Here is a 25,709-nt window from a genome sequence, read left to right as displayed (position 1 = left end):
AAGAACGCATCCAGCCATGTCGATTAATCGTAACAGCGGAGCCAACTTCCACGCCCGGCCACGGCGTGGAGGGCGCCATCCCCAAGCGAGGGTAACGCGTGAGCATGCCCATGATTCCAGCGTCGACGCCGGATTCCGGCCGCATCCTCGTCATCGAGGATGAGCCTCGGCTGCGCATCATCTTGAAGAAGCAGCTCGAAGACGCGAAGGACGCCAAGTACGACGTGCGCACGGCGGAGGACGGGATTCGTGGGCTCGAGGAGATCCGGCGCGACCCTCCGGATTTGATCCTTCTCGACGTCATGATGCCGGGCCTAAATGGCTTCGATGTCTGCCAAAGGCTCAAGGCGGACCCGCTCACGAGCCGGATCCCGATCATCTTCCTGACCGCGAAATCGACGCTCGAGGACCGGCTCCACGGGCTCGAGGTCTTCGCCGACGATTACCTCACCAAACCGTGGGAGACGCGGGAGCTTCTCTTCCGCGTGCGCAACCAGCTCAAGACCCGCCGCGCGCAGCTGCAATCCAACGCGCTGACGGGGCTCCCCGGAAACGTCCTCATCGAGACGGAGCTGACGCAGCGAATCGCGGCGGGCGAGAAATTCGCGTTCCTCCACCTCGATCTCGACTTCTTCAAGGCCTACAACGACTACTACGGCTACGCGCGGGGAGACGCGCTCATTCGGTTCACGGCGTCCCTGCTGCACGAGGTGATCAAGCGCCACGGCGGGGAGAAGGACTTCGTCGGCCACATCGGCGGGGATGATTTCGTGATCATCACGACACCGGAGCTTTCGACTCCGATCGCCGAGGCGATCATGAAGGAGTTCGACGAGAAGATCCGCGAGTACTACAACCCGGAAGACATCGCCCGCGGGCACATCACGGTGCACTCGAGCCGGCAGGGTGGCGTCCAGAACTTCGAGATCCTCTCCATCACGATCCTCATCGTGACGAACGTCGCGCGCGAGATCCAGCACAGCGCCCAGGTCGCCGACGTGGCGAAGGAGCTGAAGAAGATCGGCAAGGCGAAGCGCGGCAGCTGCGTGATGCCCGACCGTCGCTCCGACGGGACGCTGGTCCAGCCCGTGCGCGAGGGGACGGACGCGGAGGGTCTGTGACGCAGCCCAATCCCAAGCTTGGGCCAGAGCGAAGAGCGCCCCTTCGGCTCGTCGCGAGCCTCGGGAGCCTGAGCTTCGCCGTCCAGTCCGCCTTCGACACGAACGGTCTCGTCAACTCCCTTGCCGAAAGCGTGCTCGACCTCGCCCGAGCCGATCAGTTCGTGCTCCTCCTCCTGGACTATGAAACCGGAGAGCTGGAGGGGGACCATTTCGAGCATGGACACGTCGGAGCGACGGGCCACACGCGCATCGTGCCGACGCCGGCGAGCTTCCTCGGACGGATCGTGCGGCGCGAAACCCTCATCGTCGAGGATCCCACCGGCATTCGGCTGGCGGGCGGCGACGATCTCTCCTGGCGCGGGGGGAGCCCCGAAACCATGATCGGCGTTCCCGTCGTCATCGGCACGTCGCTCCTGGGCGTGGCGGTGGTCGGCTACCGCCGCAAGGTATCCGTCAATGACCGCCGCCGCCGGCTGCTCCTCTTCCTCGCGGACCAGATCGGCCTCGCGGTCGACAGGATCCGCACCCACGGCGACCTGGAGACGAAGCGGCGGAAGCTCGAGGAAGCCGCCGTGGCCCTCCGCCGGACGGAGGAGGCGAAGTCGGATCTCATCTCGGTCGTCTCGCACGAGCTCCGAACGCCCCTGACCGCGATCAAGGCCTACACCGAGACCATGCTCGACAACCTGGGGCGCCCCACCTTCACGATGCAGGAGAAATTCCTGGGAATCGTGAACGAGGAGTGCGACCGGCTCTCGCGCATCGTGAACGATGTGCTCGATCTGAGCCGCATGGAATCCGGGCGCCGCCGGCTCAAGGTCGAGTCTCTCGATCTCGCCCGTCTGATCGAGGAGGTCACGCCGACGGTGGCACCCGAGCTCGCACACAAGCGCCTCCACCTGGTTCCGGCGCTGGAGCGCGATCTGCACGCCATAGAAGCCGATCCCGACCTCTTGAAGCAGGTGCTGGTGAACCTGATCGCGAACGCCGCCAAATTTTCGCGACCGAGCACCGACGTCGTGGTTCGGGCCGGACGGAACGGCGAGCGGATGGCCATCGCGGTCGAGGACCACGGCATGGGGATCGCGCCCGACAAGCTCTCGCGGGTGTTCGAGCGGTTCTACCGGGTCGAGGACGGCGGCGCCGAGCGCGTGGCCGGCACGGGATTGGGCCTCGCGATCGTGAAGAGCGTGGTCGAGCTCCACGGCGGCACCATCCGCGTCGAGAGCGTGGTGGGACAGGGCAGCCGGTTCGTCATGGACCTGCCGCTCCGCCAGCACGGCTTCCGAGACCTCATGCGATCGCTGGGACCGTTCTTCGAGCGTCCCGAGCTTCAGGCGCTCCTCCAGAGCTGCGTGGAGATGGTCGCCGAGGTGATGGACGCACGGATCGTCTCGCTCATGTTCTGCAACGAGGCGGGCACCGAGCTCCTCATCCAGGCGGCGTACGGACTCGACGCGGACATGGTCGCGCGGACGCGGGTCAAGATGGGCGACTCGATCGCGGGCTGGGTCGCTCAGACCTCGGAAAATCTCTGCGTGACCGACATCGAGAACGACCGCCGCTTCCGGAAGATGAATCACCCCCAATACGAGACCAAGTCGCTCCTCTGCGTGCCGCTGAAGATCGGAGGAGAGACGGTCGGGGTCGTGAACGTGAACAACAAGACGACCGGCATCCCCTTCGACGCCGACGACCTCAACCTGCTCGTGGCGATCGCGCGCCGCATCGGACAGGCCGTCGAGCGGGTCCGGGCGGCGGGCGAATCGGGCGACATCCCGGCCATGCTCACGACCGTGCGGGCCATCGTGCGGGCGCGCCGGAGCCACCTCCTTCCCGGCTCGCGCCGCGGATTCAAGCTGGCCGCCGACCTGGGTCGCGGCCTCAAGCTCCAGCTCGAGGACGTCGAGATCCTGGGCTACGTCGCGAAGATTCACGACGTCGGGATGCTCTCCGTCGCTGATGACCTTCTGCTGAGCGACCGCCGGTGGACGGAGGCGGAGCGCCGGCGCGTCGAGGGGCACCCCCAGGCGGGCGTCCAGCTCCTCAAGCCGATCGAGATCGCCTCGAGGGTGAACGCGACCATCCTGAGCCACCACGAGCACTTCGACGGGCACGGCTATCCGCGGGGGCTCAAGGGAGAGGAGATTCCGCTCTTGGCGCGGATCCTCGCGGTTCTCGATGCCTACGAATCGATGACGGCGGGCCGGCCGTACCGGGAGCCCTTCTCGGAGGAGGATGCCGTCGCGGAGATACGCCGCTGTGCGGGGACCCAGTTCGATCCGCGCGTCGTCGAAGAGTTCGTCCGGATCCTGAGATCCCGCGAGGAATCGAATGGCGCGCCCCCGCGCCCGAGCGAATCGGAGCTGAATCGTGACGCTGTCCGTTGAGCTGACCTGGGCCCTGGCGGCGTCCGCCCTCCTGATGGCGGAGCAAGCACGCCATAGGCGCACGCTCAGCCATGAGGTGCGCGCGCTCCGCGCCACCCACGACGTCGTCTTCCAGCGGAACGAGCAGCTCACCCAAGCGACCGACGAGATGGGGCGCCTCTATCGGAACCAGCTCATGACGAGCCGCAAGCAGGCGGCCCGGCTGAAGAAGGTTCTCGAGATCGCCACCTCGATCAACTCGGACCTCGCCCTCGACAAGGTCCTTCACGAGATCGTCCACGCGGTCTCCGATGCCGTCGGCTTCCGGATCGTCCTCCTCCGCGTCCTGGACGATCGGACGGGCGCGTTCGACGCGAGGGCTTTTGCCGGGCTTAGCCGCGACGCGATCGAGAAGCTGGAGCAGTACGACGTCCCTCGGGAGGAGTTCGAGAGCTGGCTGCGCGACGAGTTCCGCATCAGCCGCAGCTACTTCATCAGCCACAAGGCGAAGTTCTGGTCGAAGGACGACGCGTCGGGCTACACGCCGGATCTGGGCGAGCGCAAGGAGGGGGAGTGGCACCAGGACGACGTGCTCTTCGTCCCCCTCTATACGAAGGACGGATCGCCCCTCGGGTACCTCTCGGTGGACGACCCCGTCGACCGTCGAATCCCCACCCGCGATGTGGTCGAGACGATCGAGATCCTCGCCGCCCACGCCGTCGTCGCGCTCCAGAACGCGAGCCTCTACGAGCGCCTCGGCGCGAGCATGCGCCAGCTCGAGTCGGCGACGGAGCGGGCCGAGGAGCTGAACCGGCTGAAGTCCTCCTTCATGTCGATCGTCTCCCACGAGCTCCTCACTCCGCTCACCAAGATCCGCGCCTACGTCGAGCCTCTTCTGGAAAACGTGGGGACCGCCAATACCAAAATGCAGCGGGACTTTCTCGGCGTCATCGATGAGGAGAGCACCAAGCTGAAGCAGCTGATCGAGTCGATCCTCGAGCTCTCCCAGCTCGAGTCGGGCCGCCTGCGGATGCACCGCGAGCCTCTGAATCTCGTCGATCTCATCGGCGAGGTCACCGGTGCCCTCCGTCCCATGGCCGATTCGAAGGGAATCTCGCTCCATTCCGAGCCCGGCTCGCCGGAGCTGATCGCGGAGGCGGATCGGGACCTTCTGCGCCGCGTCCTCGTCCATCTGGGCAACAACGCGGTCAAATTCACCAGGGCCGGCGGGCGGGTCACGTTCCGCGCGCTCTCCGAGGCGCGGATGGCAAAGATCGTTGTCGAGGACACCGGAATCGGCATCGCCCCGGAAGAGATCGCGAAGATCTTCGACAAGTTCTACCAGGCTGACGGCTCCCTCTCCCGCGAGTACCCTGGCGTGGGGCTCGGCCTTTCGGTGGCGAAGAGCATCGTGGAGTGGCACGGCGGGGAGATCGAAGCCGAGAGCGAGCCCGGTCGCGGCTCGCGCTTCGCGATCGTCCTCCCGCTGACGGCGGTCGACGCCGGGGTCATTACGCACGCGTCGTGGGCGCCCGGCCGTTCGGTCTCCGATCACCTCACCCGCCTCACCGTGGAGATGATCGCGGAGGTGATGAACGCGCGGATCGCCTCCCTGATGCTGGTCGACGAGGAGCACGAGGAGCTCTACATCAAGGCGGCGCGCGGTCTCCGCGAGGAGGTCGTCAGCGGAACACGGATCAAGATGGGCGACTCCATCGCCGGCTGGGTGGCGAAGCACGGAGCGCCCCTCCTCGTGACGGACGTGGAGGAGGATCCGCGGTTCGGCCGCCGCAACGGCCACCAGTACGAGACCAAGTCGCTGCTTTCCGTCCCGGTGAAGATCGACGGGCGGGTCGTCGGGGTGATCAACATCAACAACAAGATTTCCTGCACGCCGTTCACCGAGGATGATCAGACCCTTCTGACCTCCCTCTCGGCGCGCGTGGCCCGGGCCTGGCAACACGCGTCGGAGCACGACGAGAGCGCAGGCAAGGTGGAGAAAACCACCAAGGCCCTCTCCGCGATCATCGACAACGCGCGGCGGAGCCGGCTCAAGCTCAGCTCCGGCTCCATGGCGCACCGCGCGGTCGCGCTCGGGCGGCGGCTTGGCCTCGTGGAGGATGAGCTGAGCATCCTCGCCTACGTCGCCAGCATCCACGACGTCGGCATGGCGAGCATCGCGCCGGCGGGGGTCGACGAGCCGGGCAACCTGGAGCCCGATGCCTGGACCAAGGTGACCCAGCACCCGGCCCTCACGGTGGAGATCGTAAAACCGATCGAGTTCCAGGAGCAGGTGGCCGACATCATCATGGCGCACCACGAGCGTATGGACGGACGCGGCTACCCGCGCGGTCTCGTCGGGGAGCAGATCCCGATGGGCGCGCGGATCATCTCGGTCGTGGACGCGTACGAGTCGATGACCGTGGGGCGGCCGTACCGCCATGCGATGAGCCACGAGGAGGCGATGCGAGAGCTCAAACGGTGCGCGGGCTCGCAGTTCGATCCGAAGGTCGTGGAGGTTTTCGTACAACTCTTTGCCATTCCTAGTGTTACCAACTTCATTCGTACTCCAGAAGCAGCATGAGCGGCCGATACAACCCTTGATGACGCAATTGGGGAGGTGACTCGGATGTCGAAGGGAAGAATCCTCGTGGTCGACGATGAGATCTACATTGTCCACATCCTGGACTTCAGTCTGGGCATGGAGGGCTACGAGGTGATCACGGCGCTGGACGGCGAGCAGGCGTTGGAGAAGCTCAAGACCGAGAAGCCCGACCTGATCGTGCTCGACATCATGATGCCGAAGCTCGACGGATACGAAGTCTGCAAGGCCATCAAGTCGAGCCCCGAGACCCGGCACATCCCGGTTATTCTCCTCTCCGCCAAGGGGCGGAATGTGGATCAGAAGCTGGGCTTCGACGTGGGCGCCGACGACTACATCACGAAGCCGTTCAGCCCGCGGAAGCTCGTCGAGCGGATCAATCAGCTGCTCGGCCAGACCGTCACGGAGCGTCAGACCCCCTCCTCGTAAGCTTCGCCCTTGCCGCCCCCCGCGTCAGTCCGCAGCGCCGCGGCGCCGGGTGCTACCATGCCCCCCACGATGCGCCTGGTCCGAGTCGCCGTTCCCATTCCGCTGCCCGATCAGGAGACCCTCGTCTACGAGCTGCCGGACGAAGAGGTGTTCCAGGCTGGCCTCCGCGTGCTCGTGCCCGTGGGGCCACGCCGCGTCCTCGGCACCGTGCTCGACCTCGAGCCCAAGCGGCCCTCCTTCCGCGTGCGCCCGATCGCGGGGATCCCCGAGCCGCGCCTCGTTCTGACCGAGGAGCTGCTCGGGCTCTGCCGGTGGATCGCGGATTACTACGCCACCACGCTCGGTGAGGTCCTCCACGCCGCCGCTCCGTCGCCCACCGGGCTGACCCAGCGCGCGATGCGCAGCGCGGAAATCGAGGAAGAGGGATGGCGCGCCGCGGAGCCTCCCGGGCGGGAGGCGCTCAATCCGGATCAGCGCGCCGCGCTCGAGGCCCTGGAAACCGCCTTACGCGACCCGGCGTTCCACCCGTTTCTCCTCTACGGCGTGACCGGCAGCGGCAAGACGGCGGTCTACCTCCACGCCGCGCTCGAAGTCGTCCGCCGCGGCGGTCAGGCGCTCATCCTCGTCCCCGAGATCGCCCTCTCTCCCCAGGCGCTCGACGCGTTTCGCAGGAGCGGGCTCGAGAGGGTCGCGCTCTACCACTCGACCCTCCGTCCGAGGGAGCGGGCCGAGGTGTGGCGGGCCGTCGCCGCGGGGGAGCTGGATCTCGTGGTCGGGACGCGCTCGGCCGTGCTCCTGCCGTTCCGCGACCTCCGGCTGCTCGTCGTGGATGAGGAGCAGGACGGGGCCTACAAGCAGGAGGATTCCCCGCGGTACCACGCGCGCGACGTCGCGCTCGTCCGCGCCCAGCGCCTCGGCGCGACGGTCGTTCTCTCCTCGGCCACGCCGAGCTTGGAGAGCTATGCGCGGGCCAAGCGGGGGACGTACACGCTTCTCTCCTTGCCGCACCGCGTCGACGGCAGGCCGCTCGCGACCGTGCGCGTGGCGGATCTGAGGAGCCGCGCCGCGCCCGATTTCCGCGGGGCTGCCGGGGGCGGATCGCCCCTCCCCGTCTCCCGATATTTGACCCCGATCCTCACGGACGCGATGGCCCGGACGCTCGAGCGGCGCGAGCAGGGAATTCTCTTTCTCAATCGCCGCGGCCACTCGACCTATCTCCAGTGCCGCGGGTGCGGCGACGTGGCGCGGTGCGAGCGGTGCGACGTTTCCCTCACGGTCCACTCGGAGGACTCGACCCTCCGCTGCCACTATTGCGGCGCGCAGCGGAAGCTCACCCCGGCCTGCCGGGGGTGCGGCGCCACCGACCTCTGGTTCGGCGGCGTGGGAATTCAAAAGATCGAGCGGGAGGTGGCGCGGATGTTCCCCGAAGCGCGCATCGCGCGACTCGATTTCGACACCGTCAAGCGCCGCGGCGCGGCCGCGGCGATCCTCGGAGGGTTCCGCGACGGCCGGACCGACTTTCTCCTGGGCACGCAGATGGTCACCAAGGGGTTCCATTTCCCGGGCGTCACGCTTGTTGGAATCATCGTCGCCGATCTCCAGCTTAACCTCCCCGACTTCCGGGCAGCGGAGCGGACGTTCCAGATCCTCACGCAAGTGGCCGGTCGCGCGGGGCGCGGGGAGAGTCCGGGCGAGGTCATCATGCAATCGTACGACCCCGATCATCCCGCCCTCCGGTGCGCCGCCGCTCAGGACTACGCGGCGTTCTTCGCTCTCGAGGCGGCCGAGCGGCGCGAGCTGGAATACCCTCCCTTCGGACACCTGGTCGAGGTGGAGGTGAGCGGGAAGTCGAAGGAGCGGGTCATCGCCGGCGTGGACGAGATCAAGCGCGTGCTCGCGCGGGCGGCCTCGGGAACCGAGGTTTCGATTTTGGGACCGGCTCCGAAGGCGCTTTCCCGCATCAAAGGGATGGAGAGGTGGCATCTCCTGCTGCGCAGCACGTCGCGCAAGGCGATGCGGGACCTTCTGAACCGAGGGCTTCCGGCGACGCGCGGTCTGCGCCTACCCGGCATCCGAATCGCCATCGACGTAGATCCCAGGCAGCTCTTATAACACTATATTACGCAGTGGGTTAATGGAGCCCCCAAAGGTCTGTCGCCTTGGGAGGGTCTTGACATGCCCTGGTCCCGGCTATTCAATCGGGTCGTTCGGTGGAACGCCCCACGGCCTCGGCGGGTTCTAGGGAATAGGGAGGAAGTAAATGAAGATCGAAGCTACATTCCGCGCGCGGGTCTTGGGCGCGGCCGCGGTTGCCCTGAGTGTTCTCCTGGCCGCGCACGCCGCCGATGCCGGGGTCTGCTTCACGAGCGGAAAGGTGTACGTCCAGCAGAAGGTGTACGACAAGGCCTGCTGGCAGCTTGAGTGTGCTCGTAAGGAAGACCCTGACAACCCCCAGGTCTATTCGCTCCTGGCGTTCGCCCGCTCGCGGCAGCGTCAGTTCGCTTCAGCCGGTGCGGTATTCGAGCTTGGCATCAATGCGGCCGCCAAGAAGAAGGACCAGAAGCGCCAGGATGAAATTGCGGCGAATCGCAAGTCGGTGATCGCGGAGCTCTTCAATCCCGGCGTCGCCGCCCTCACCCGGGCGGGCCAGATCGAGCAGAAGGACGAGCGCACGACCGACGCGGGCACCCCGCAAGCCGCCCTGGAAAAGGAGCGCGGGGAGCCGAAGGACTTCGCCCGGTTCACCGAGGGAGGGAAGGAGCACGAGATCTGGTATTACCCGGACCAGGGCCTCGCATTCCACTTCAGCCCCGGGAGCACTGAGCCGCTTCAGATTCCGTACAAGCCATTCAAGGCCCCGGCCGATGCCAAGACCGCGGTGACCGACACGACCGCTTATCCTGCCTACTCCGGCGCGTCGGTCCTGATGGAAGCCGCCTACGATTTCGAGCTCTCACTGCTGATCGATCCGACCTCGCCGGACATCTATAAGAACCTCAGCTACATTTACGACGTGCTCGGTCGAACGGACGACGCCATCCACGCGGCCCAGATGGGGCTGCAGCTCAAACCCGACGACGCGCACCTGAAGCAGAACCTCCGCGTCGCCGCGTTGGGCCGCGGCAACAGGCTCTTCGCCGGCAAGAAATACGCGGACGCCATCCCCGCGTACCGGGCCGCCATGGCCTACGACAGCGCGGGCACGGTCATTTATCTCTCGCGGATCGCCGAGTCGTACCAGCTCGCGGCGCAGCCGATGGAAAAGAGCGCGGCCCGCGACTCCCTGCTCGACAACGCCGCGACCACCTATATGCAGGTCGTGGATGTGGCGCCCACGGACTCGGCCGGCATGTCGGCCAAGGAGAACTCGCTCTATAACGCCGCGGTGATCCAGATGACGCTGGACCACTACTCGAAGGCGGTTACGATCCTCGACAAGGGCATCGCGATGTTCCCGAAGAGCAAGGAGCTCGCCTCGCTGGACGGGCAGGCGAAATACCAGAACACGCCTCCCGACTACGAGGGCTCGGTCGCGGCGATGCGCAAGGTCCTCGAGCTCGATCCCAAGGACAAGGACGCGCACCAGTTTCTGTTTCTCGCGCTCAACAAGCTGAAGAAGCAGGACGAATCCGTCGCGGAATACACCGTCTACAAGGCACTGGACTCCGGGAAGCCGCGGCTTGGATCTCAGCTCAAGATTTGGGTAGATTCGGCCGATAATAGGGCTCCGAAGGGGCACCAGCTTACGAAGACGAAGGACGTAAACGGTTACCCCGACGAGGTACGGACCTTCTCCGACGGCGATAAGATGCTAGAGAGCTGGTTCTACTGGTCGAAAGGGAAGTCGATCACCTTCCTGGAGGGCCAGGTCTTCTCGCAGTCAACGTTCCCGCCCCTGAAGATGTAGCGCAAGCGCCGAGCGGACCTCGGACGCTGGGCGATCGGAAATAGATTTCACCTTGACAGGGACAGCCGTGATTCGATAGATTGTAGGACGAGCACCGACCTGGGGGCTCGAGGGCGGATCGAAAAAACGCCCGTCGCCAGCACCCCCGTTTCGGATCGCGAGACCTGCGATCCCGAGTCAGGCACACCTGGACTCAATCCTTCTCTAGCACGGAAATCCCCCAAATCTTGAGGGCCGCTTTCTCGGTAGTAACCCATGTCCCGCCCACCAACCCAAGTGCGACGTCGCGGCGCTGAGGCGCTGACGCCACCATCCACCATCGAGGAGTCTCAAAGCGAAATGGAGCAGCAACAGACAGAAACGCCACCGCCGGCCCCGGCGCCGGCCACGACAAACGGTCCGCAGGCATCCCCCAAGGGCCTCGACATCATCCAGCTCAAGAGCCGCACCATTGCGGAGTTGATGGAGCTGGCCCACTCGCTCGGAATCCAAGGCACGAGCGGCCTGCGAAAGCAGGAGCTGATTTTCAAGATCCTCGAAGGACAGACCGAGAAGAACGGGCTGATCTTCGCGGAGGGGGTCCTCGAGATCCTCTCGGAGGGGTATGGCTTCCTCCGATCGCCCGACTACAACTACCTGCCAGGTCCGGACGACATTTATGTCTCACCCTCGCAGATCAAGCGATTCGACCTTCGCACCGGCGACACGGTCTCCGGTCAGGTCCGCCCCCCCAAGGACGGCGAGCGCTACTTCGCCCTCCTTCGGGTCGAGGCCGTCAATTTCGAGAGCCCCGAGGTCGCGAAGGACAAGATCCTCTTCGACAACCTCACGCCTCTATATCCACAAGAGAAGCTCCGGCTCGAGTTCCGCGGCGATGACATGCCGACGCGGATCATGGATCTCCTGACGCCGATCGGAAAGGGGCAGCGCGGACTCATCGTTTCGCCGCCGCGCGCCGGAAAAACGGTTCTGCTCCAGAAGATCGCGAATGCCATCACCGAGAATCACCCCGAGGTGATGCTGATTGTCCTCCTGATCGACGAGCGCCCCGAAGAGGTCACGGACATGGAGCGCTCGGTCAAGGGCGAGGTCGTCTCCTCGACATTCGACGAGCCGGCCGAGCGCCACGTCCAGGTCGCGGACATGGTGATCGAGAAGGCGAAGCGTCTCGTGGAGCACAACCGCGACGTGGTGATCCTGCTCGATTCGATCACGCGCTTGGCGCGCGCCCACAACACGGTCGTGCCGCACTCGGGCAAGATCCTCTCGGGCGGCGTCGACGCGAACGCACTTCAGAAGCCGAAGCGGTTCTTCGGCGCGGCGCGCAACATCGAGAACGGCGGCAGCCTCACGATCGTGGCGACGGCGCTGATCGAGACGGGGAGCCGCATGGACGACGTCATCTTCGAGGAGTTCAAGGGCACCGGAAACATGGAAGTGGTGCTCGACCGCAAGCTCGCGGACAAGCGGGTCTTCCCGGCGATCGACATCAACCGCTCGGGCACCCGCAAGGAAGAGCTGCTCATGACGGGCGAGGAGCTGAATAAGGTCTGGATCCTCCGCAAGTTCCTGAATGAGCTGAATCCCTTGGAGGCCATGGAGTTTCTAATAGGGAAGATGAGCCAGACGAAGACGAACAAGAAGTTCCTATCGATGATGAACACGTAATCCCAATCGGAGACGGAGATACGCGATGAAGAAGGGCATTCACCCCGGCTACTACAACACCAAGATCATCTGTGCCTGCGGGAACGTCATTGAAACCCGCGCCACGGTCCAGGAAGCGCTGCACGTGGAAATCTGCTCGAACTGCCACCCGTTCTTCACCGGGAAGCAGAAGCTGGTCGACACGGCCGGCCGGATCGAGCGGTTCCGCCGGAAGTACGGGATGAAGGAGCAGGCGCCGGCCGAAGCACCTCCCGCCTAACGCCGGCCACTCCTCCCGCACACCCGCTCCCAGAACGTGTCCGACCGATACGCCCCCATCGGGGGCCAGGCCGTCATCGAGGGCGTCATGATGCGCTCCCCGAAGCGGGTGGCCACCGCCGTGCGGCTTCCCGACGGCTCCATCCAGGTGAAATCGCGGGAGTACGTCTCCCTCTCGCGGCGCTTTCCGATCCTGAGCCTTCCCATTCTCCGCGGCGCCGTGGTGCTCGTGGAGTCGCTCCGGATCGGGGTCGAGGCGCTGGCCTTCTCGGCGGAGGTGGCGGTGGACGTCGACAAGGAAAAGCCCAAGACCGAGCGACGATTCGGCACCCTCGGCCTGGGCATGAGCTTCACCGTGCTCTTCTCGTTCGTGGCCGCCTTCCTCATCTTCTTTTATCTGCCGCTCAAGCTGGCGGACCTGACGGGCGTGCGGCATCCGCTCACCTACAATCTCATCGACGGCGGGATCCGCCTCGTATTCTTCCTCGCCTACATCCTCGCGATCGGGCTGTGGGGGGAGATGCGGCGCGTGTTCCAGTACCACGGCGCGGAGCACAAGACGATCCACAATCTCGAGTCGGGGCAGGAATTGACGCCCGACGCGGCGGGCTCGATGAGCCGGTTCCACCCGCGATGCGGGACCAGCTTTCTCTTTCTGGTCGTGATCGTCAGCTTCATCGTCTTCGCGTTTCTCGGCCGCCCCGATACGATCGGGGCACGGCTGCTCCGCTTCGCGCTCATCCCGCTCATCGCGGGAATCTCCTTCGAGATCATCCGTTTCGCGGGCGCTCATTACGAACGGCCGCTCGTCCGGTGGCTCAGCGAGCCCGGACTGCAGCTCCAGCGTTTGACGACCCGCGAGCCCTCGCGCGACATGCTGGAAGTCGCGATCGCGGCGCTCCGCGCCGTCCTCTAACCGGTCTCCTCCATGCGTGAAGCCCTCGAGAAGGCGAAAGCCCGCTTTGACGAGCTCACCTCCCAGCTCTCCGATCCCGCCGTGGTGAGCGTGCCGGCGGAGCTCAAGCGCGTGAGCAAGGAGCGGAGCTCGCTCGAAGCCCTCGTCACGGCGGCGCGCCGCTACGACGACGTGCTGCGCCGAATCGCCGAGGACACGGCGATGGTCCGAAACGAGAAGGACCCCGAGCTCGTGGCCATGGCGAAGGCCGAGATCGAGGAGCTGGAGAAAACGCGCGCGGGCCTCGAGACGGAGCTTCCGCGGCTCCTCCTCCCGGCCGATCCCTTGGACCAGAAGAGCGTGATCTTGGAGATCCGCGCGGGAACGGGCGGCGATGAGGCGGCGCTCTTTGCCTCGGAGATCCTCCGCATGTACATGAAGTACGCCGAGCGCCACCATTGGGGGGCCGAGGTCCTGAGCTCGAGCAGCGCGAGCGGGATCGGAGGCGTGAAGGAGGCCATCGTCGCGATCAACGGCCAGGGCGCCTACAGCCGCTTCAAGTACGAGAGCGGTGTCCACCGCGTCCAGCGCGTTCCCGAGACGGAGGCGAGCGGACGGATCCACACGTCCGCGATCACGGTGGCGGTCCTTCCCGAGGCAGAGGAGGTCGACGTCCAGATCAATCCCTCGGAGATTCAGATCGACGTCTTCCGCTCCTCCGGACCGGGAGGGCAGAGCGTCAACACCGCGGATTCCGCGGTCCGGATTCGGCACCTCCCGACCGGGATCGTGGTCCAGTGCCAGGACGAGCGCTCCCAGCTCAAGAACAAAGCGAAGGCGCTCAAGGTGCTGCGCTCGCGCCTCCTCGACATGGAGATCCAGGAGCGGGAACGGAAGATGGCGGCGACCCGGAAATCGATGGTTTCGACGGGGGATCGGAGCGCGAAGATCCGCACTTACAACTACCCGCAGGGTCGGGTCACGGACCATCGGATCGGCCTCACGCTCTATCGCCTGACGCACGTGCTCGAGGGCGATCTGGACGAGCTGATCAACGGCCTCTTCAACGCGGAGCAGGCGGAGCGCCTCGCCGCTTCGGGCTCGGCCGCGACCTCCGGCGGGAGCGCATAACGATGCGCGCCGGAGTTACGCTCGGGGATGGTTCCACGCCCGCGGCCGCCCCTCCCACGCGGGCCCAGGCGCTCGACGCGCTTCGCGAACGCCTGACCCAGGCGGGCGTCGCGTCACCCGAGGCGGAGGCCGAGTGGCTGCTCCTGCACGCGCTCGGGATCGGCCGCGGGGCCTACTGGTCGGAGCCCAGCGCGCCGCTTCGCGCCGAGGAAGAGGCGGCGCTCGAGGCGTTCGCGGTCCGGAGAGAGGGCCGCGAGCCGCTCCAGCTGATTCTCGGCGAGGTGCCGTTCCACGACGCATCCCTCACGGTCGAGCCGGGCGTGTTTCTCCCTCGCCCGGAGACCGAGGTTCTCGTGGAAGCGGTGCTCGCGGCGCGGCTGCCTGAGCGTGGTTCGTTGCTCGACTGGGGAACCGGGACCGGCGCCATCGCGATCGCACTATTGAAAGCGCTCCCCGGCTGGACGGCGGTCGCGGCCGACCGTTCCGGGCCCGCGCTCGACCTAGCCCTCCGGAACGCGGCCCGAAACGGGGTCCAAGACCGGATTCAAGCGCTGCGCGCCGACTTTTCGAGCCCCGCGCCGCCACGTGTCCCCGGCACGCCCTTCGACGTGGTCGTTTCCAACCCACCGTATGTCCGCCGCCGTGACATTCCCGAATTGATGCCCGAGGTCCGCGACCACGATCCGCCGGAAGCGCTTGACGGCGGCGAGGACGGTCTTGATGCTCTCCGCCACCTGGCGCAGGGACTTGCGATATGGCTCGCCCCCGGCGGTTTCCTCGCGCTCGAGATCGGGGCCGAGCAGGCCGATAGTGTCCTGGGGCTCTACAGGGCCTCCATCCAGGACGCGCGGGTCCTGCCCGACCGGGCCGGATTGCCGCGGATCGTAATCGGGACGATGCGAGGCCAAAGATCATGAAGACGAGACCGGAGCGCGAGACTTCCACCGAGACGACGACGACGGGCATGGACGAAATCTGGGTTCAAGGAGGCAGGCGGCTTCACGGCTCGGTCGCGGTAGGAGGATCGAAGAACGCGACGTTGCCGATCCTGGCGGCGACCCTTCTCGCCCCTGGCCTCTATCGCTTCACCAACGTGCCGGACCTCAAGGACATCTCGACGATGCTCGAGATGCTCTCCCGATTCGGAATCGTGAGCCGGCGTATCGCGCCCCACGAGATCACGGTCGACTCGCGGAACGCGGCCAACGCAGAGGCGCCGTACGAGCTGGTGAAGACCATGCGCGCGTCGATCTACGTGCTCGGACCGCTCCTCGCGCGATACGGCGAGGCACGCGTCTCGCTTCCCGGCGGCTGCGCCTGGGGCCCGCGTCCGGTCGACCTGCACATCCGCGGCATGGAGCAGCTGGGCGCGGAGATCGAGATCGACCACGGCTACATCGTCGCGAAATCCGGCGGGCTCCGTGGGAATACGATGGCATTCGACGTCTCGAGCGTGGGCGCGACCGGAAATATACTAATGGCGGCCGTGACCGCCGCCGGCAAGACCGTGATCGAGAACGCGGCGTGCGAGCCCGAGATCGCGGCGCTGGGCGCGTTCCTCAGTGCGATGGGAGCCCAGATCGAAGGGATCGGAAGCCCCCGCGTGGTCGTGAACGGCGTACCGGAGCTTCATCCCGCGGACGCGGAGATGATCGCCGACCGGATTGAGGCGGGGACGATCCTCGCCGCCGCGGCGATCACGGGAGGGGACGTCGAGACGACGTCCGTCGATCCGGCGCACCTGGGCGCCGTGATCTCCAAGTTCGAAGCGGGCGGCGCCTCCGTGGAAGTCTCCGACCGTTCCGTCCGCCTGCGCGCGCCCGAGCGGCCCGAGCCGCTCTCGGTGACGACGCAGCCCTATCCCGGATTTCCAACCGACATGCAGGCGCAGTTCATGGCTCTCCTCTCCGTCGGAAACGGCTCGAGCACGATCGTCGACACGATCTACCTCGATCGCTTCACGCACGTGGCCGAGCTCCAGCGTCTCGGCGCCGACATCCGTGTGGAGGGGAACACGGCCCACGTCCGCGGGGTCGAAGGCCTGAGCGGCGCGCCGGTCATGGCGACCGATCTCCGCGCCTCCGCGGCGCTCATCCTGGCCGGCCTTGTCGCGGGCGGGGAAACCCGCGTCTCGCGCGTCTATCACCTCGACCGCGGCTACGAGCGGCTGGAGGAGAAGCTGAAGACGCTCGGGGCGACAGTCCGCCGCGTCACGGGCTGACGTCCCCGATCCACCCCATGCGCCCCGTCGTGGTCGGCACCGCGGGGCACATCGATCACGGTAAGACCGCGCTTGTCCACCGACTCACCGGAATCGATACCGATCGGCTGAAGGAAGAAAAGGAGCGCGGGATCTCGATCGATCTCGGCTTCGCGCATCTCGCGCTCCCTTCCGGCCGCCGGATCGCGATCGTCGACGTTCCCGGGCACGAGCGATTCGTGAAGAACATGCTCGCCGGCGCGACCGGCGTCGACGTCGTCCTCCTCGTCGTCGCCGCGGACGAGGGCGTGAAGCCGCAGACCCGCGAGCACCTCGCCATCGTCGACCTCCTGCGCGTGACGCGCGGCGTGGTCGCGCTCACCAAGTCGGATCTGGCTTCAGCGGAGCGGATCCGATCGGCCACCACCGAGGTCCGGACGCTCCTCCAGGGCACCGCCCTCAGCGGGTCGCCGGTCATTCCGGTTTCTTCGACGACCGGCAGCGGGATTCCGGCGCTTCTCGAAGCTCTCGAGCGCGCCGCGTCGGGGGTCGAGGGCCGCGAGGCGCACGGCGCGGCGCGCCTCCCCGTCGACCGGGTCTTCTCCATCGAGGGGATCGGCACCGTTGTGACCGGGACGCTCTGGAGCGGCACGATCCGGCCGGGGGACGCCCTCGTGCTTCTTCCCTCTGAGCGCTCGGTCCGGGCGCGGCAGGTCGAAGTGCACGATCAGCCTGTCGATGCCGCGCTCGCGGGGAACCGGACCGCCGTCGCGATTCACGGCGTCGCGAGGGACGAGGTAGCGCGCGGGGAGTGGCTCGTGACTCCTGGCCGCTTCCGAACGACCACGATGCTGGACGTACGCCTGAATCAGATCGGAGCGGCCGAGTCGCCGCTTCGGAATCGGGCTCGCGTGCGGGTACACCTCGGCGCGAGCGAGACCCTCGCCCGCGTCGTCCTGTACGAGTCGGATTCGCTCGCGCCCGGCGCGACCGCGTTCGCTCAGCTTCGCCTGGAGGGGGCTGTCGTGGCGATCCCGGGCGACCGCCTGGTCCTTCGCTCCTACTCTCCTTCGATCACGATCGCCGGAGCGACCGTCGTCGATTCGAGTCCCGCGCGTCGCTCCCGCCTCGATGCCGCGGGCAAGGCGCGCCTCGAAGCCCTCGCATCAGGGACCTTGGTCGAGCGGCTCCTGCTTCTGGTCGGAGAGTCCGGGCTGAAGGGTCTCCGCGCCGAGGCGGCAGCGCTCCGACTTGGGGTAACCCCGGAAGATGTCGTCGCGGCCGCGGCCCAGGCGAACGATATCGTTCGCGCGCGGGACGGGCGCCACCTCACGCTTCGTGAGTGGAACCGGGCTCTTGACCGCGTCGTCGGCGCGGTCCGCGACTACGGCGCCGAGCACAAACTCCGCCACGGAATCCCGAAGGGCGAGCTCAAGAGCCAGCTCCAGGGAGAGCTCGACGGGACCGTCTTCGATGAGGCGCTCGAAATCGTGCTCCGCGAAGGGAAGCTTCAAGCTTCCGGCGACCGGGTGAGCCTCCCGCAGGCAGCCCCCTCGCTGACCCCGGAGGAAGCGCGGGCTCTCGAGCGGGTGGAGCGGAAGCTCGGCTCCTCGGGTTTTCAGGTGCCGGAGCTTTCCCAAGTGCTCAAGGATCTTCCCCCGGGGATCAAGCCGGGCGAGGTCGTTCGGCACATCCTCGAGGCGGGGCGGGCTGTCAAGGTGACCTCCGAGCTTCTCTACCCAACCCATCTCTGGGCCGAGATCGAGGACCGCGTCAGGACCCATTTCGCGCGCAGGCCGGCGCTTACGATGTCGGAGTTCAAGGAGCTCTTACAGGTGTCGCGCAAGTACGCTGTCCCGATCCTCGAGCAGCTCGACCGGACCGGCCTGACCCGGCGGGAAGGGGACGTCCGCTCCCCCGGGCCACGATCTGGCCCGTCAAAGAGCGTCGAAACGGGGTGAGACTTTCATGTCCCACCCATTCCCATTGATTTCCGATCCCCATAGGAGTATGATGTTAGTGTTAGAGGGATGGTCGGCCACCCTCAGGGCCGGCTCGGCACGGGGCCGCAGGAACGTGCAGCCTCAGTCAGCGTCAAAACCAAAAGAAGGTGGTGCGGACATGGGCCTCCTCTCCCGATTCTCCAAGCTCGCGCTCGCGCTCTTCGTTCTCCTCACGCTGACCGCAATCCCCGGCACCTGGTTCCCCCACCAGACAGGCAGCTGGCTCTCGACGACGCCCGCTTGGGCGGGTTCTCCCGATGAGACGCTGAAGCCAAAGAATCCGGCCAGTATATTCGTTCCACCGAGTCTCGAGACGTCCGCCCAAGCCAGAGTGACCTCGGTGGCCAGCCCGCACACGCAGGTGGTCACGCTCCGCACCCGGTTCGCGCAGTTCGTGGTTGTGTGGAGAATCTACCTGGCGTCCGTGTTGCGTTTCTGACCGTCGGCCCACGGGCCCCGGAGAACTCTCGGAAGACGACACGTGGACAAGACTACGACTGACCTGATTCGGGAGCGTGAGGAAGCGGTATCGACCGCGCGCCTCGCGCAAGACCCCGAACGACATCTCCAATCCCTCGAAGATCTCGCCGAGATATTCGTCCGAGCCGACAGCTACCTGCCGGCGCTGCAGAATCTCGAGGAGTGCATTCGCTCCGCGGAACGCCTCGGGCTCGATCCGTCCCGGATCGCCGCGCTCGAGCTGAAAGCGGCCCAGGTTTTGATCGAGCGAGGGGACGCTCCCGGAGCCCTCAAGCATCTGGCCCGGGCACGGGGCCGCGCCCTCACGGATACCAGCCCCGAGCTTCTGGCGCGCCTTCAGCTCCAGAGCGGTCGCGCGCTGATCGAGCTCTCCCAGTACGAGGAGGCGCTCGGCTGCTGCGAGCGCGCGCACGCCTACTTCAAAGATCACAACCTCATGGCGCCGCTCGCGCACGCCTACAATTGCTTCGGCCGGATTCATTTCCGTCTCGGCGATCTGGACAAGGCGAAGGAATTCTACGAAGCGGCCCTGCATCTCTTCCGATGGGATCTGAACGACGAAGAGGGCGTGATTCGTGCCCACAACAACCTCGGCGTGCTCTACCGCCATCTCTCGGACTGGCGCCAGGCGACGTGGCACCTGCTGCGCTCGATGGAGATCTCGACGCGCCTCGGGAATTTCGCCTTCATCTCCGTCTCCTGCGCGAACATCGGCATCGTCCATTTGAAGGCCGGCTCGTGGGACGAGGCGGCGGAGCACTTCGACCGCGCCCTGAACTCCTATGTCCAGATCGGCCGCGAATCGGGCGTGGCGCGCATGCGGATCGGTCTCGCGACGATCGCCACCTTCCGGCACGACTTCGCGACGGCCGAAGCGCATCTGACCGCCGCGTCCCAGATCACGTCCCGTCTCGGATCGTCGCGCGAGCAGATTCTCTGCCTCTTCAGCCGCGGGGAGCTTCAATTCGAGATGAAGCGCATCGACGACGCGCTGGAGCTCTACGGCGAGGCGCTCGAGATGGCACGTCTGATCGCTCCCGAAGGGGACATGGTGCACGAGCTCCAGCGCCGGCGCGCCGAGGCTTTCGCTGCACGAGGCGACCTTCCGCTCGCCTTGAAGGCGGCGGATGACGCGCTCGCCCGCGCGCTTCGGCTCAAGGATCAGCTCGAGGAGGGCGCCACGCGGCGCGTGCTCGCGTTGATCCACACGCTGGAAGGGAAGCTGACCTACGCGAACGAGCAAGCCCGCGATTCGATGCGGATATTGGAGTCGATCCACGAGCGTTTCGAGCTGGCCCGGGCCTATCTGGAGCAGGCGCGGCGGATGCCCGCCAACGGCGAGCCCGAGCGGGCGCGCGAGGCCCAGAACCTCGCGTTCAAGGCCATGTACCTCTTCGAGCAGCTCGGCATGGAGGACTCCATGCGGACCTGCGAGGTGGCGCTTCGCGATCTGAACGCGCCGTCCTGGATCACGGCGCCGCGGGGGCAACGCACGACCACCGCCTCCTCATCGCAGTCGCAGGACATCGCCCGCGCTCACGGGGTCATCAGCCAGAACCCGAGGACGCTGGAGCTGGTGCGGAAGGCGTCCGAGCTCGTCACGACCCCGGCGCGCGTGCTGATCCAGGGAGAGACGGGGACCGGGAAGAACCTCTTCGCCTACATGTTCCGGTCCTTCGAGGTCGAGCGCGGCCGGCCGTTCGTCGAGGTCAACTGCACCAGCCTTCCCGGCGATCTCGTCGAGAGCGAGCTCTTCGGCTATGTGCGCGGCGCCTTCACGGGCGCCGCTGTCACGAAGCGGGGGATCTTCGAGGAGGCCGACGGCGGGACGATATTCCTGAACGAGATCGGCGAGCTGAGCGAGCGCACGCAGGTGAAGTTGCTTCAGGTACTCGACGACGGAACCTATCGGCGCCTGGGCGAGGTCCGCTCCAGGCGTCTGAACGTCCGGATCATCTCCGCGACGAACAAGGATCTGGACGCGGCGGTGAAGGCAGGGTGGTTCCGAGCGGATCTCTACTACCGCCTCGGCCAGGTTCTCCTCGCGCTCCCGCCGCTTCGCGAGCGCCGCGAGGACATCCCGCTCCTCATCCGGAATTTCCTCGATGAGCTGTCGGCGCGCGAGGGACGTCAGGTCGTCCTCGCCGAGGACGCCCTCGAGTACTGGGTTTCGCTTCCTTGGATGGGGAATGTCCGGGAGCTGAAGCACAAGGTCGAGTCGGTCTTCCTCTGCGCCGCGCGCCAGGAGCTGGTCGACCGCGCCACGTTGATCCGGCTTCTATACCCCGGCGGCACTCCCGCCGCCGACGCCCATCCGATTCGCGGCCTCCGTGGAAAGGTGGACCTCCTCAAGCGCGAGGAGATCTTGGCCGCGCTGTCGCGGAACGCCGGGAATCGCAGCCGCGCCGCCCTCGAGCTGGGCATCACGCGGCGGCACCTGATTCGGCTGCTGAAGCAGATCTACTAGCCCTTAGCGCCCCAGCCCGCTGTACCCCCGCTTCAACCACTGCCGCTGCCCGCCTCCCTGAACTGGTGTGACATCGATGTCCCGGAGATGGGGGAGCGTGACATCGCTGCAAGTCTCTAACCCTGCATCAACTTAACTGGAAATCCGGCTGTCAAGATGTGACATTCATGTCCCATTGCTGGCAGCAGACCCCAGCCAGAGCGGTTCAAGAGTACTCCACACTCACCCGCAACCGACTCAACCACAATCGATTGAGCGAAGTCTGAATTACTGGCTCGCTCCAGCCAATCGGGGCACGTCCGATGCTCTTTAGGCTCTGCGTCAGCCCGCCGGAAACGGGGTGGCTTTCGAGAAGCAAAACGACCGAAATCAGGGCCGCGGACGATGGAAGCACTCGGGAGATGCCAAGGCCAGGGCTAAACCTTCCTCCTCTCGAGTCCGTTTGGACATAAAGGCTCCTAGACTGACTCTCCGTGGGTGCCCCAACTGTCCGCGACCCCTAATTAGTAAGTAGGCACGATTGCAGCACGGGTCCCCCCCGCCGCGAATCGATACCGCACCTTAGCTAAACACCTCGCGTTTGCTCTCTAGTTGCCGGCGTCCGTCTCGGGTATTCCGGGCCGGACGAGAAGCTCCCGCTCTCGCGAACAAATTGCCTGTCCGGGTTTGCCGCGGCGCGGCTTCGAGACGAACTTTCGCTCTGTGAAAATTACCGGGACCCGCGAGAGCTTCTTCGCCTTGCTGTAGTAGGCGGCGATCGCGGCCGCCTCCTCGAGCGTGCGCGGCTTGGGTGTCGCGTGCCGGGATGGGCGGCGAAGAATGACGTGGGAGCCCGGCACCCCCACGACGTGGAACCATAGGTCGTGGGGGTTCGATAATCGGTGGGTGATGAGGTCGTTGTCGGCGTTGTTTCGGCCGACCCAAACCTCCCACCCGTCGCTAGTGTGGAACGTCCTTGGCCTGATCGACTCGCGCGCCCCTGGAGATCGGCGCCCGGGACGTCCTGGGCGGGGCGCACCGGCGGTCCGTCGACCCAGATGGATCTTTCGCGTGTCGCCCCGCGCCTTCAAACGTAGCCCCGCCTCGCGGAGGAAATCGTCGAGGAGCCGGAGCGCTTCCTTCGGCGGGCGGGTTTCGATATCGCGGCGCAACCCAGCGAGCCCCGCTAGGCTCTTCCGGGTTTGAGCGAGGCGCTTTTGGACAACCTTCTCGCCACGCTCGCCCTTCTTCGCCTTTTGGAAGAGACGCGCCGCGTTATCGTGGGGAGTGAGCGCCGGATCGAGAGGGATCTCTACGGTAGCTCCAGGCGAGTCCGCGAACGCGTCGGGGAGACGGACGCGGCTCGCCCCCCTTGGAATTTCGCCGTAGTGCGACACGAGTATCTCCCCCCAGCGACGCGCGGCCATTTGTGCGCGCGTCCGCTCCAGGTCCTCCCCTTGCGCGTCTAGACGCCGCGTGAGCGATCGCTCCGCGGCGTTTAGCTCGCGCTCGAGATCCCGCTCGAAGTCCTCGAAAAACGCGCGCTCGATCGAGGCGCGGAGCTCCTCCCGCTCCTCCGGCGTCTCGGCCGCGCGGGCAAGGGGCCGATGGAACGATGCCGGCGGGGCGGTCTGCGGCGTTTCTTCCTCCGGTCCCCCTTCGCCGGCGCGATGGAACGCCCAGAGCACGGGGCCCTCCGGCAGCGCGCGGAGAACGAGATTGCTCCGGGACCCGCTCACCGTGAGCGCGAGCACGTGGGTCGCGCCCGCTCCGTCCTCCGGTCCCAGCGCGAGCCCAAGCGAAACGTCGGGCCCGACCTCCGCCTTAACGATGACGAGGCCGCGCAGTCCCTCCTCGAGGCCGCCGTAGCGCGACCCACGCGGATCCGGAGAAATCGGAAGCTCGCGCGCGAGCGCGTAGTCGGCCTGCTTTCGCTCGAGATGCATCCAGAGATAGGAGCGGGGCTTCGTTCCGAGCGCGATCGCGAGGGATCGAGGCGAGAGCCCGACCACTCCGCTCACCCGAAGCCCCGCGAGTGAGGCGGCGATGCCGCTCATCGGCGGGCCGCGCTGTCGGATTTCGCCTGGAGGGTTGCGGTCAGGCGGCTCCGGTTCCGCGCGGCATCGGGATATCCCGGAAGGATCTGCTCCGCGCGGCGGTAGTGCGCGAGCGCCTCATTAAAGCGACCCAACTGCTCGAGCACCGCGCCCAGATTGTTCTCCGCCTGCGCGAATCCGGGCATGAGCCGGATCGCCTGCTCGTAGGCGATCCGAGCGGAATCGGGTTGATACACACGCGCGTAGATGTTTCCAAGGGCGTACCAGCCCGCCCCGTATTCCGGATAGAGCGCGTTCAGCTTCCGGACGTGAACGAATGCGGAGTCGGTTCGGCCCAGCTCGTCCTCCGCCGCGACCAGGTTCAAGAGCATCTCACCCGATCTCGGGTAGAGCTCGTAGGACCGGCGGTAGTGGTAGGCGGCGCGCTCGAGGTCCCGGCGCCTGTAGTAGTAGCCGCCGATGATCCCGTGGACATGCGGCGAGTTCGGCGATTCCCGGAGCATGGAGCCGAAGAGCGTTCCCTCATCTTTCCAGATCGCGACGCGGGGCTGGAGCAGCGTGAAGAGCCATAAGGCCGCGGCCGCCGAGGCAAGCAGGAAGAAGGGCCCCGCGTCGCCTCTCCGGGGCGCGAGGGCGACCGCGAGCGCGATCGCCGCGCTCGGAACGAAGAGGAAACGCTCCGCTACGATCGCCCCCGATAGGATGCGCACCCAGCACACCGGGAGGAGCGTGGCCGCGAAGATAGCCAGCGGGAGGAGCCACATCGATCTCCTGCGCGCCAGGATCCACGCGCCCGCCCCGATCGCAATGAGGGCGAGCAACCCCGCAAGAAAGACGGCGTCGGGTGCATGCGTCTCGACGATCTCGTGCCGCGCCGTAAGCGTCACCGGAGCGATGAGGAGCACGACATACCGCGCGACCGCGGCCACGCTGGTCAAGAGTTGGGGCACCGCCCCCTGGACCGGGCTGAGCGTGGGGAGCGGCGTCGGTCCCAGCGCTGCCGCGCGCATTCCCAGATAGAGTAGCGCGGCCGCGGCGACCGCCGCGCTCGTCCGCGCGAGAGCGCCGAGGCGGATCTGTGGATCCCGAAGCCATAGCGCGAGCGGGAGGAGCAGCGCGCCGAAGAGCGCGACCTCCTTCGCGAAGAGGCCCGGGAGGAGAAGGAGCGCGGCAGGCAGCAGCTTCCGCCACGGCGAGCGGATGCGCGGTCCGAACCGCGCCGCGGCCCAGAGAGAAGCGAAGAGAGATGCCCCCGCGATGAGGTCGGTGCGGCCCGAGATGAAGCAGACGCTCTCGGGATGCGTCGGGTGGAGCGCGAAGAGAATGGTTCCCGCCGTCGCCGCTATCGGTCGCCCCGAAATCTCCCAGGCCAGAAGCCAGAGAAAGAGGCAGGCGGCCGCGTACCAGAACAGATTCTGCGCGTGGAATCCTCGCGGGTTTTCCCCCGAGGTCGCGCGATCGAAGGCCAGGCTGAAGAGCGTCGCCGGCCGGAAGTAGGTCCGCTGAAAGCCCTCGTCCTTGAGGAGGAGGTCGAACGGCGTGTTCCAGAGCTTCGCGACGTCCGGCCACCCCTTCACGTCCAGGTGGGGTCCGATCACATAGGGGTCGTCCCAGACGAAATCGTAGCCGAGCGATTTCCAGTTGGGGATGAGGGCCGCGGCCAACACGGCTCCCCCGAGCAGAAGCACGAGCCAGAAGGGCACCTTCGCCGGGGCCTCGCGCCGGGGCGGACTTCCCTGCGCTTTCTTGGCTTCCTGACGGGCAGACATGCGCGGACGTTAGGGATCGCCTGACAGGCCGGTCAATCTCATTCTCGGCCGCGGGCGATACCCGGACTGGCCGCGGGGCGGCGTTTCGGCCATTCTATGCTCGGCCTCGCCCCAGACTACGGGTTGGAGATCCAATGTCCCCTGATCGCGACGACGCAGGCCCCACCGAAGCCACACCCTCGAGCGCGCCATCCCACGAGCATGGGCGCTTCTTGCCGGGAGCCGTGCTCGCGAATCGATATCGAATCGTGGCGCTCGCGGGTCAAGGCGGGATGGGAGAAGTCTACCGGGCCGACGATCTCAAGATCGGCCAGCCGGTCGCGCTCAAGTTTCTTCCCGCGGATCTCGAGCGCGACCCCGACCGCCTTCAGCGG

General features: G+C 66.5%; 18 protein-coding genes. 16 read left to right on the top strand and 2 right to left on the bottom strand.

Going from position 1 to position 25,709, the window contains the following annotated elements; translation table 11 throughout:
- Positions 1-98 precede the first annotated feature (98 nt).
- From E6K79_00740 to E6K79_00670, 15 genes are all read left to right on the top strand, one after another.
- Entirely contained in the window at positions 99-1,121 is a 1,023-nt protein-coding gene (locus tag E6K79_00740) for a response regulator (GenBank protein ID TMQ67196.1), read from the top strand.
- Positions 1,118-3,511: a GAF domain-containing protein gene (locus E6K79_00735; GenBank protein ID TMQ67195.1), complete on the top strand. Its 2,394-nt coding sequence runs from the start codon at positions 1,118-1,120 to the stop codon at positions 3,509-3,511. Before E6K79_00740 ends, E6K79_00735 begins: the two co-directional genes overlap by 4 nt.
- Positions 3,495-6,074: a GAF domain-containing protein gene (locus E6K79_00730; GenBank protein TMQ67194.1), complete on the top strand. Its 2,580-nt coding sequence runs from the start codon at positions 3,495-3,497 to the stop codon at positions 6,072-6,074. Before E6K79_00735 ends, E6K79_00730 begins: the two co-directional genes overlap by 17 nt.
- A gap of 45 nt (positions 6,075-6,119) precedes the next feature.
- The gene (locus tag E6K79_00725; GenBank protein ID TMQ67193.1) at positions 6,120-6,521 is read left to right on the top strand and encodes a response regulator; all 402 of its coding nucleotides are present in this window, start codon (positions 6,120-6,122) and stop codon (positions 6,519-6,521) included.
- A 69-nt stretch (positions 6,522-6,590) separates the two neighbouring features.
- Positions 6,591-8,633 (top strand): primosomal protein N', encoded by a 2,043-nt coding sequence (gene priA / locus E6K79_00720; protein TMQ67192.1) that lies wholly within the window; start codon positions 6,591-6,593, stop codon positions 8,631-8,633.
- Between the two features lie 148 nt (positions 8,634-8,781).
- The gene (locus tag E6K79_00715) at positions 8,782-10,428 is read left to right on the top strand and encodes a tetratricopeptide repeat protein (protein TMQ67191.1); all 1,647 of its coding nucleotides are present in this window, start codon (positions 8,782-8,784) and stop codon (positions 10,426-10,428) included.
- Positions 10,429-10,767: 339 nt separating this feature from the next.
- Positions 10,768-12,096: a transcription termination factor Rho gene (rho, locus tag E6K79_00710; protein ID TMQ67190.1), complete on the top strand. Its 1,329-nt coding sequence runs from the start codon at positions 10,768-10,770 to the stop codon at positions 12,094-12,096.
- A 25-nt stretch (positions 12,097-12,121) separates the two neighbouring features.
- Positions 12,122-12,355, top strand: a complete 234-nt coding sequence (gene rpmE, locus E6K79_00705) for a 50S ribosomal protein L31 (GenBank protein TMQ67189.1) — start codon at positions 12,122-12,124, stop codon at positions 12,353-12,355.
- 87 nt (positions 12,356-12,442) lie between these two features.
- Complete coding sequence (locus E6K79_00700; GenBank protein TMQ67188.1) at positions 12,443-13,270, top strand: DUF1385 domain-containing protein; 828 nt, start codon at positions 12,443-12,445, stop codon at positions 13,268-13,270.
- 12 nt (positions 13,271-13,282) lie between these two features.
- A complete protein-coding gene (gene prfA, locus E6K79_00695; GenBank protein TMQ67187.1) occupies positions 13,283-14,380 on the top strand; it encodes a peptide chain release factor 1 in 1,098 nt (365 codons plus the stop codon).
- Positions 14,381-14,382: 2 nt separating this feature from the next.
- A complete protein-coding gene (gene prmC, locus E6K79_00690; GenBank protein ID TMQ67186.1) occupies positions 14,383-15,297 on the top strand; it encodes a peptide chain release factor N(5)-glutamine methyltransferase in 915 nt (304 codons plus the stop codon).
- A 47-nt stretch (positions 15,298-15,344) separates the two neighbouring features.
- Positions 15,345-16,601, top strand: a complete 1,257-nt coding sequence (gene murA / locus E6K79_00685; protein ID TMQ67197.1) for a UDP-N-acetylglucosamine 1-carboxyvinyltransferase — start codon at positions 15,345-15,347, stop codon at positions 16,599-16,601.
- 17 nt (positions 16,602-16,618) lie between these two features.
- A complete protein-coding gene (selB, locus tag E6K79_00680) occupies positions 16,619-18,541 on the top strand; it encodes a selenocysteine-specific translation elongation factor (GenBank protein ID TMQ67185.1) in 1,923 nt (640 codons plus the stop codon).
- A gap of 160 nt (positions 18,542-18,701) precedes the next feature.
- A complete protein-coding gene (locus tag E6K79_00675) occupies positions 18,702-19,022 on the top strand; it encodes a hypothetical protein (protein ID TMQ67184.1) in 321 nt (106 codons plus the stop codon).
- A 42-nt stretch (positions 19,023-19,064) separates the two neighbouring features.
- The gene (locus E6K79_00670) at positions 19,065-21,530 is read left to right on the top strand and encodes a tetratricopeptide repeat protein (GenBank protein ID TMQ67183.1); all 2,466 of its coding nucleotides are present in this window, start codon (positions 19,065-19,067) and stop codon (positions 21,528-21,530) included.
- Between the two features lie 587 nt (positions 21,531-22,117).
- Here E6K79_00670 and E6K79_00665 read toward each other — a convergent pair.
- Positions 22,118-23,566 carry a DUF814 domain-containing protein gene (locus tag E6K79_00665; GenBank protein ID TMQ67182.1) on the bottom strand — a complete coding sequence of 483 codons (1,449 nt, stop codon included), beginning with the start codon at positions 23,564-23,566 and terminating at the stop codon, positions 22,118-22,120.
- A complete protein-coding gene (locus E6K79_00660) occupies positions 23,563-25,335 on the bottom strand; it encodes a tetratricopeptide repeat protein (protein TMQ67181.1) in 1,773 nt (590 codons plus the stop codon). The genes E6K79_00665 and E6K79_00660 overlap by 4 nt, the downstream gene beginning before the upstream one ends.
- Positions 25,336-25,469: 134 nt before the next feature.
- On the opposite strand from E6K79_00660, the gene E6K79_00655 reads away from it, so the two are divergent.
- A partial coding sequence (locus E6K79_00655) for a hypothetical protein (GenBank protein TMQ67180.1) occupies positions 25,470-25,709 on the top strand: 240 nt, incomplete at its 3' end.

It is taken from the genome of Candidatus Eisenbacteria bacterium (assembly GCA_005893305.1).
Lineage (GTDB): Bacteria > Eisenbacteria > RBG-16-71-46 > SZUA-252 > SZUA-252 > WS-9.
The sequence above is the reverse complement of the archived record's forward strand: the minus strand, read 5'-3'. Positions and strand labels throughout refer to the sequence as shown.